This is a genomic window from Streptomyces sp. NPDC046931, from assembly GCF_040644655.1.
Lineage (GTDB): Bacteria > Actinomycetota > Actinomycetes > Streptomycetales > Streptomycetaceae > Streptomyces.
This window is the reverse complement of sequence record NZ_JBEYWX010000061.1, coordinates 1-2,439: the sequence shown is the minus strand read 5'-3', so window position 1 is coordinate 2,439 and position 2,439 is coordinate 1. Positions and strand designations below refer to the sequence as shown.

1 protein-coding gene and 1 pseudogene are annotated in these 2,439 nt (G+C 72.6%); both read right to left on the bottom strand.

All coding sequences use genetic code 11. From position 1 onward, the window contains the following. Positions 1-855: pseudogene (locus tag ABZ876_RS39015) on the bottom strand (hypothetical protein); the annotation flags it as partial. Beyond that, positions 852-2,249 (bottom strand): maltokinase, encoded by a 1,398-nt coding sequence (locus ABZ876_RS39010; protein WP_361791164.1) that lies wholly within the window; start codon positions 2,247-2,249, stop codon positions 852-854. The gene ABZ876_RS39010 and the pseudogene ABZ876_RS39015, both read right to left, overlap by 4 nt. Between the last annotated feature and the right edge of the window lie 190 nt (positions 2,250-2,439).

Sequence of the window (2,439 nt, the reverse complement as noted above, 5' to 3'; positions counted from 1 at the left end):
CGCGGGCAGCTGTTCGGCCAGCTGCCGGTACGTCAGTCCCGGCCGCCAGGACGGCAGATGCACCTCGTACACCGAGAACGGCGCCTCGTGGACGGGGATGTCGGCGCGGCGCGCGAGCCACTCCCCGTCGCCCCACAGGTACGCCGACTCGGTGACGACCGACGCTGTCGCCGGCGGCACCTCCGTGCGGCGAGCCATGGGGTCCGCGCGTACGGTGCGGGTGCCGTCGGATCGTGTGATGTCGAACTTGTAGAGCGTCCCGGGGCCGATCCCGGGCACGAACAGTTCCCACACTCCGGACGAGCCGAGGGAACGCATCGCGTGGCCGGTGCCGTCCCAGTGACAGAAGTCCCCGCAGACCCTGACCCCTCGGGCGTTCGGTGCCCACACCGTGAAGCGGGACCCGCTCACGCCCTGGTGGGTGATCGGATGGGCCCCGAGGGCCCTCCACAACTCCTCGTGGCGTCCCTCACCGATGAGGTGCAGGTCCAGCTCGCCGAGCGCGGGCAGGAAGCGGTAGGGGTCGTCGCTCTCCAGTACGCACCCCTCGTAGGCCACGAGAAGCCGGTACACCGGTACCTCTCGCAGCGGCAGCAGGGCCGAGAAGAAGCCGTCGCCGTCGTCGTGCAGCTCCGCCCAGGCGCCGTCCATGACCACGGTCACCGAGAGTGCGCAGGGTTTCAGGACGCGGAACGCGACTCCGCCGGGCGCCGGGTGGGCGCCGAGCACCGCGTGCGGATCGTGGTGCGCGCCCGCCAGCAGCCGCTTCCGGTCGCCGGGCTCCGCCGGTGCGGCACTCGGCGTGCCCAACTGCGGGGAGGAGAGCGGCGGTTCGGGTGCGATGGGGACGGTCACGGTGTCAGCCTCCTCAGGCCGGGGCGTTCGGCGAGGCGCGCGATCGCCGCCATCGGTACGGGCAGCCAGTCGGGTCGGTGCCGGGCCTCGTACAGCACCTCGTACACCGCGCGGTCCGTCTCGTAGGCACGCAGCAGCTCCGGTTCCGAGCGGGGGTCCCAGCCGGCCCCGGTGGCGTAGCCCGCGCAGTAGGCCTCCCGGCACCGCAGCGCCCATTCGGGGCGCCAGGGCCGGCGTGCGTAGGCGGCGTAGTCGAAGGAGCGGAGCATGCCCGCCACATCGCGCACCGGGGACTGGACGCGGCGCCGCTCGGGCAGCGGGCGAGCCGGCTCTCCCTCGAAGTCGATCACATGCCACTGCCGTTCGGCGCGCAGCACCTGGCCCAGGTGCAGATCGCCGTGGATGCGCTGCGCGGGCCGGGCCGAGTCGAAGACCGCCGGCTCGGTGAACGCGGACCACAGCCCGCTCGCGTAGGGCAGCAGTTCCGGTACGGCGTGCAGGGCGTCTCTCAGCCGGTCCGCCATGCCGGCGGCGAGCCGCTCGCTGCGGGGCAATCCCTGGGACTCGACGGGGAACGCGGCGGCGAGGGCCAGGTGCACCTCGGCCGTGGCCTGCCCCATCTCGTAGGCCTCCTCGGTGAACTCCCGCCCCGCCGCGAGCGCGGCCAGCGCCCGCGTCCATCCGTCGTCGGCGCCGTGCAGGAACGGCTGGAGCACGCCGAGGGTCGCGGCCCATGGGCTGGACGTGCGGAACCAGGCCACCGGGGCGAGGACGCGGGTGCAGCCCTGCCGGGCCAGGGCCCAGGGCACTTCCAGGTCCGGATTGATTCCGGGCCGCACACGGCGGAACAGTTTCAGGATGTACGCGTCCCCGTAGACCAGGGAGGAGTTGGACTGCTCGGCTTCGAGGAGGCGCGGGGGGAGGTCGGCGGGGATCGTCACCCTTGCGTCGCGTTCGAAGCGCAGGGCCCCCGCGGTGCCCGGCGTGCGCAGCCGTTCCAGGAGCAGGGACGCCGAGCGCGGGTCATGGAGGGCGTCGTACACGAGCAGCCCGGTCAGCGGGCCCTCGCCGGCGCGTCCGAGGACAGCCGGGGAGTGCCGGTGGGCCAGGAACTCGCCGAAGCCGAGGATCAGTTGGTAGCAGTCGCGGACCGGGGTCGCGCCCGGTGTGCTGCTCGCCGACAGCTCGGGGTATTCGGCGCGGATCAACAGATGCAGACAGTCGGGGTGCAGCTCCGTCACCGACAGCAGCGCCAGGTCCGTGACGGGACGTCCCTTGCCGGCGAACCAGCGCTGGCGCGGCAGCCAGGTGCGCAGCAGACCGGACAGCGAGGGCAGGAGCGCGGCGGGGCCGAGGCTGTCCGGGCCGAGGGTTGCGGTCTGGGTCTTCGGCATGGCGTCGCGTCCTTTCCGTCCGGTGCGGCCGAGGGAGCAGCGGCCATGAGTCAACTGGCCACGACGAAATTCACCTTGGTGGCCTGAGGGACGTTCTTGCGGAGCCGGAACCAGTAGAAGCCGTGGCCTGCGAGGGTGAGCAGGTAGGGGAGTTCACCGATGGCCGGGAAGCGGACCCCGCCGATCAGTT